4 protein-coding genes are annotated in these 6,924 nt (G+C 32.6%); 3 read left to right on the top strand and 1 reads right to left on the bottom strand.

The annotated features are described in order from the left end of the window. The first annotated feature begins 997 nt into the window (after positions 1 to 997). Positions 998 to 3,229, top strand: coding sequence for an NADP-dependent isocitrate dehydrogenase (locus V5787_RS01770; RefSeq protein ID WP_336891573.1), 2,232 nt, complete (start codon positions 998 to 1,000; stop codon positions 3,227 to 3,229). A gap of 63 nt (positions 3,230 to 3,292) precedes the next feature. Here V5787_RS01770 and V5787_RS01775 read toward each other — a convergent pair whose 3' ends face one another. Further along, complete coding sequence (locus V5787_RS01775; protein ID WP_336891574.1) at positions 3,293 to 4,342, bottom strand: LacI family DNA-binding transcriptional regulator; 1,050 nt, start codon at positions 4,340 to 4,342, stop codon at positions 3,293 to 3,295. Positions 4,343 to 4,612: 270 nt separating this feature from the next. Between V5787_RS01775 and V5787_RS01780 the strand changes: the two genes are divergently transcribed. Both V5787_RS01780 and V5787_RS01785 read left to right on the top strand, forming a co-directional pair. Further along, positions 4,613 to 5,659: a sugar kinase gene (locus tag V5787_RS01780; protein WP_336891575.1), complete on the top strand. Its 1,047-nt coding sequence runs from the start codon at positions 4,613 to 4,615 to the stop codon at positions 5,657 to 5,659. A 64-nt stretch (positions 5,660 to 5,723) separates the two neighbouring features. Next, a complete protein-coding gene (locus tag V5787_RS01785; RefSeq protein ID WP_336891576.1) occupies positions 5,724 to 6,392 on the top strand; it encodes a bifunctional 4-hydroxy-2-oxoglutarate aldolase/2-dehydro-3-deoxy-phosphogluconate aldolase in 669 nt (222 codons plus the stop codon). Positions 6,393 to 6,924: the final 532 nt, after the last annotated feature.

The following is a 6,924-nucleotide window of genomic DNA, read 5'->3' on the forward strand; positions in this document are numbered from 1 at the left end:
TGTAGGATTTTGATTTTTTTTCATCTAAAAGAGTCTCAATTTATACTCTTTCTTTACGAGTAAGTCGTCTATGTTTTTTTACTGCCATTTTACAAATCTATAAATTTAGATTTGTTGCGTTAAGTTATTGAATGGAGGCTCCTTCTCTACATTTTTAATAAACTTTTTGATTTTGGCTTTTATGTTTGGAGAATATTATTTTTATTATGAACTAATATATAATTATAAATGTCATTATTTTTCATTTAAATCTCGTCTAATTCACTGCAAATCTCAGAGTTATATTCACCAATAACTGTAACTATTTTATCAGAGAGGTCTCTTTCTTTTAGCGTGCAACTAATTGTGTATATTTGTTCTAAAGTAATGTGTGCATACAACTTGTTTTTTGACGGTTTGAAACCATAAGGTACTCATTCATCAAAACATGAAAGTTAGGAATCTCTACTTTTCTGTTTAAAAAGATAGAACCAAAGACTCAAATCAAAAAATTTCATTTATTTGTTAAATTCAAGTAATAGACACCTTAATAATCAATAAACATAAGGTTTTATGTATGTCATTTACAAAAATAAAACATCTATAAATTGATTAGAACAACATCACATCAATTTTCCCTGTCAATTATAGATAGGAAATTATTGGGATAGAATTACAGTTACAGAATCGGGTAAAAAATAAAAAAATTAATATTAGTATTTCACAAATATTAATCATAAGAACTCAAGTATACCGCTATAAATCACGAAAAATTTGGAGTTTGCTAAATTCTTAATCAATAAATTCATCAATTTTCAAAAACACTGTGTTATTTCTATTGTTTTATAACCATAAAAAATTCATACTATCACTACATTTGTACTGACTAAAGACAGCTTATAAACTGTCTTTAGTCAAAAAAAAATAATTCTTTGGAAAATGTAGTTACTACATTGCTTCTTAGAATAAAAAAAACAAATAGGTATTGAGTGTTTCAATACTAAAAACGAAGAACCTTATGACTACAAAAACATCGCAAATCGTGTATACAATTACGGACGAAGCTCCGGCATTGGCTACTCATTCTTTTTTACCTATTGTAGAATCTTTTACAAAACAGGCTAATATTAATATTCAAAAGAAAGATATCTCTCTTGCTGCAAGAATTTTATCAAACTTTCCAGAATATTTGAAAGAAGAACAAAAGGTTTCTGATGCATTAGCTGAATTAGGAGTACTGGCTAAGACTCCAGAAGCAAACATCATCAAATTACCTAACATTAGCGCTTCTATACCTCAGTTGAAAGCTGCGATAGCAGAATTGCAAACTAACGGATTTGAAATCCCTGATTTTCCTGAAGCGCCTAAAAATGTAAATGAAGAAAAAATAAAAGCAAGCTATTCTAAAGTCTTAGGATCTGCTGTAAACCCAGTATTAAGAGAAGGTAATTCTGACCGTAGGGTTGCTGGACCAGTAAAAGAATATGCTAAAAACAATCCTCATTCTATGGGAGCATGGGCTAGAGATTCCAAATCGCATGTTGCAAGTATGGATGAAGGTGACTTTTACGAAAGTGAAATTTCTACTACAATTACTGAAGCCGGAAATGTAAAAATAGAACTGATCGGAAACGATGGATCTATTACTGTTCTAAAATCATCAACTTCAGTGTTAAAAGGAGAGATCTTAGACGCATCAGTATTAAGCATTAACAAATTAAAATCTTTTATTGCTAAAGAAATTGAAGATGCTAAAACTAAAGGAATATTATTCTCTGTTCATATGAAAGCAACAATGATGAAGGTTTCAGACCCTATAATCTTTGGTGCAATTGTAGAAGTATTTTACAAAGACGTTTTTGAAAAATACGCAGCAACATTTACTTCCTTAGGAATTTCTTCTCATAATGGTTTAGGAGACGTTTATAATAAAATCTGTTCTTTACCTGAAAACGAACAAGCAGAAATTAAAGCTGCTATCGAAAAAGTTTACGAAAACAGCCCAGCCTTGGCAATGGTAAACTCTGATAAAGGAATCACAAATTTACATGTCCCAAGTGATATTATTATTGATGCCTCTATGCCTGCAATGATTCGTACATCTGGTCAAATGTGGAATGCAGAAGGGAATCCCCAAGACACTAAAGCAATTATTCCAGATCGTTGTTACGCTGGTCTTTACCAAGAAACTATTGATTTCTGCAAGAAAAATGGAGCATTTGACCCAACAACAATGGGAACTGTTCCTAACATTGGATTAATGGCTCAAAAAGCTGAAGAATATGGTTCTCATGACAAAACTTTCCAAGTAGCTAATTCTGGTATTGTAAAAATAACGGATGCAATCGGAAACACTTTATTAGAAAAAACTGTTGGAGCTGGTGATATTTTTAGAGCTTGTCAAACAAAAGATGCACCTATCCAAGACTGGGTAAAGCTTGCTGTTACAAGAGCAAAAGCAACACAAACTCCTACTATATTTTGGTTAGACGAAAACAGAGGTCATGATGCTCAAATCATCAAAAAAGTAAATACATACTTACCAGACCATGATACTACTGGATTAGATATTTCTATCCTTTCACCTGTTGAAGCTACTAAATTTACTTTAGAAAGAATAAAAAAAGGACAAGACACAATTTCTGTGACTGGTAATGTTTTACGTGATTATTTAACAGATTTGTTCCCGATTTTAGAATTAGGTACTTCTGCGAAAATGTTATCTATTGTTCCATTAATGAATGGTGGTGGTTTGTTTGAAACAGGTGCAGGTGGATCTGCTCCTAAACATGTTCAACAATTTGTTAAAGAAGGACATTTACGTTGGGATTCATTAGGTGAATTTTTAGCTTTATCTGTTTCTTTAGAAGACTTAGGAGTCAAAACAAACAATGACAAAGCAACTATCTTATCTCAAACACTAAACGAAGCAAATAGCACTTTCTTAACAAATGACAATTCTCCTTCTCGTAAAGTTGGTGAATTAGACAATAGAGGAAGTCACTTTTACTTAGCAATGTACTGGGCACAAGCTTTAGCTGCTCAAACAGCTGACACAGAATTACAAGCTGTATTTACCCCACTCGCTAAAGAATTAGCAGCAAACAAAGACGCAATTTTGTCTGAATTAAATAACGCACAAGGACCTGAAATTGACTTAGGGGGTTACTTCTACCCTAACACTAAAAAAACTTCAGTTGCTATGAGACCAAGTGCTATTTTTAATAAAGCAATAGCTTCTATTGGGTAAATAGTCACTCTAAATCATAGTCTTAAAAAAGCGTCTGAATTATATTTAGACGCTTTTTTATAACTATATAAAAGGTCCATAAATTAATTTTTTCTTCTTAGAAGAATCTCTAATTATTAATTCAGGATCCAAAATCATTTTATTCAATACAGGTGGAGTATCAGACTCTTTTATCCTTCTCAAAAAAGCCTCTGCTGTAAGCTTACCAATCTCAGTACTATGTTGTTCAATTGTAGTTATCGATGGAGAAACTAATGAGGTAAATGGCTCATTACCAAACCCAACAATAGCAATTTCTTCGGGTACTTTAATGTTTTTCTCTTTTAAAAACTCCAATGCTCCCAAAGCAGCATAATCACCTGCAACATATACTGCATCCGGTCTATTTTGATGATTTAACAACTCCTCCATAATCAATCTGCCATTTTTTTTAGTAAGATTGCATTCAAAAATTAAATCCTCATCCAAGGGCAAGCAATGTTTTTCAAGAGCATCTCTATATCCTCTAATCCTATTTTTAAATATTCGAGTATGACTAAACCCACCGATATGGGCAATTCGCTTACAATTCTGTTGCACCAAATGATCCACAACCATATGACTACTTTTATAATCATCAATCCCAATATAATCGACTCCCAAATCATTCTCTCCTCTATCAAAAAGCACCAAGGGTATTCCTTTTGATTTTATTTTTTCATAATACGAAAAATCTTTCGTTTCATTTGCTAACGATGCTATAATCCCATCTACTTGTGTAAAAAGCAATGCATCAATAGTTCTACACTCTTTTTCAAAAGACTCATAAGATTGAGAAATAATGATATTATACCCTTCAATATTTAGTGCATTTTCAATACTCTCCAAAACCGCAGAAAAGAAACTACTATTTGCGCGTGGAATAATAACCCCTACCAAATTACTTTTACCTCTCCTAAGAGCACTCGCTAAATAATTAGGTTGGTAATTTATATCTTTTGCTACTTGCTGAACTGAAACTTTAGTTTTCTCACTTATTCTAGGGTGATTATTCAATGCTTTTGAAACAGCAGAAGGAGTCAACCCTAATACGTTTGCAATATCTTTTATCGTAGTTTTTTTTTTAGTTCCCAAATTATATTTATATATTTGTTCCAACGTTTGAACAAAAGTAGTTTATTTTTATAACAACACCAAACTACTAACCTTTTCAAAACACAATAAACATCAGTGTTATAAAGGGTTTTTACGTGTTTAAAAAAGGATTGTATTTAACAATCCTCTTTTTTAATAAAAGTGTTCAAACGATAGAACAAACTAAACTAGTGAAGAATATATGAGCCTAGATAACTAATATAGGTTATGAATAAAACTGAATCAATAATTAAATTAAACAAAAATAAGATGGGTAAAGTAGTAACTTTCGGAGAGATCATGTTAAGATTAGCTCCACAAGGATTTTTAAGATTTTCACAAGCGAACAGTTTTGACGCTGTCTATGGTGGTGGAGAGTCTAACGTAGCTGTTTCTTTAGCAAACTACGGAGTAGATGTAGATTTCGTAACACGTTTACCAAAAAATGATATTGGTCAATGTGCCATGATGGAAATGCGTAAAAGAGGTGTAAATGTAGATAAAATCGTATACGGAGGAGATCGTTTAGGAATTTATTTCTTAGAAACGGGTGCTGTATCTAGAGGATCTAAAGTTGTTTATGACCGTGCGCATTCTGCAATCTCGGAAATCAAATCTGGTATGATCAACTGGGAAGAAGTATTTGAAGGTGTTGAGTGGTTTCACTGGACAGGTATTACTCCTGCTATCTCTCAAGGTGCTGCTGATGTTTGTTTAGAAGCAGTAAAAGCTGCTAGTAAATTAGGCGTTACTATTTCTACAGACTTGAACTATAGAGCTAAATTATGGAATTTTTGTGATGATGCACACAGAGAATCTATTATGACTGAATTGACTTCTTACTGTGATATCGTTTTAGGAAACGAAGAAGATGCTGAAATGCACTTTGGTATCAAACCAGAAGGAATCAGTGTTCAAACGGAAGGACACAATGTAAAAGCAGAAGCGTTCTTATCTGTATGTGAACAAATGATGAAAAAATTCCCGAGAGCTAAAAAAGTAATTACTACTTTAAGAGGTTCTATCTCTGCATCTCATAACACTTGGGCTGGAGTATTGTATGATGGAAAAAAATTATTACAAACTCGTCAATATCAAATCACTGATATCGTTGATAGAGTTGGTGGTGGAGATTCATTTATGGGAGGATTGATATACGGATTATTAAAATACCCTGAAGATGATCAAAACGCATTAGACTTTGCAGTTGCAGCTTCTTGTTTGAAACACACAATCAAAGGAGACGCAAACTTAGCTACAATTGCTGAAGTTGAAAAATTAATGGGAGGTGACTCATCAGGAAGAGTTGCACGTTAATCAATAATCTTATTATATCGTGAAATAGAAATCCATTTTACGATATCTTTTTAAAAAATACAATATGGCACAGTTTACTAGAATTGAAGTTGCAGCAGCAATGAAAGAAACAGGGATGATTCCTTTGTTTTTTAACAATGATATAGAATTAAGTAAAAAAGTTTTAAAAGCTTGTTACAACGGAGGAGCTCGTTTGATGGAGTTTACTGCTCGTGGAGATTTCGCTCACGAAGTTTTTGGAGAATTGACTAAATATGCAATTGCTGAATTACCAGGAATGATTATGGGTGTTGGTTCTATTACAGATGCAGGAGCTGCCTCTTTATATATGGCATTAGGAGCTAACTTTATAGTTACTCCCGTTTTAAGAGAAGACATTGCTATCGCTTGTAACCGTAAAAAAGTTTTATGGTCACCAGGATGTGGTTCTTTAACTGAAATTGCCAGAGCTGAAGAATTAGGGTGTGAAATTGTAAAACTTTTCCCTGGAGACTTATATGGACCTAAATTCGTAAAAGGAATCAAAGGACCTCAGCCTTGGACTTCTATTATGCCTACAGGTGGAGTTGCTCCTACTGTTGAGAATTTAACAGGGTGGTTCGACGCAGGTGTTACTTGTGTTGGTATGGGATCTCAATTGATTTCTAAAGATATTATTGCAAATAAAAATTACGCTAAACTTGAGCAAGATGTAAAAGATGCACTTGCAATTGTCAAGAAAGTAAGAAAATAATTATATGAGGCGCAATGAAAATTGCGCCTTTCACTTCTCTCCATTAAAAAACGTTAACACTATAAGCATCAGACGATCTAAAAACTATTTCAAAACAACGGAAATTTACGCACATGAAGCAAAACATAGTTTGAATTTTTTATATTTATGTCTCTTTGACTGATTATAGGGTAAAAACAAATACATCAGTGTGTTTATCTACACTTTAGAATTCTTAGCAAATAGAATTGAAAAAGATCAATACTTAAAGCATCTTAAAATAAAATTATCAACTGATAATGGATACAATATTGACTCCCTAAAACCAATTAACTAGTGTATAGGTATGCACTGACAACCTATAAACCTCACTATGCTTGTTTTGAGTGTGAAAAAACATTTCAAGAAGATTACCTCCATTCAATAACTTAACGCAACAAATCTAAATTTATAGATTTGTAAAATGGTAGTAAAAAAACATAGACGACTTACTCGTAAAGAAAGAGTATAAATTGAGACTCTTTTAGATGAAAAAAAATCAAAATCCTACATT

This window comes from Flavicella sp. (genome assembly GCF_037132785.1).
GTDB lineage: Bacteria > Bacteroidota > Bacteroidia > Flavobacteriales > Flavobacteriaceae > Flavicella.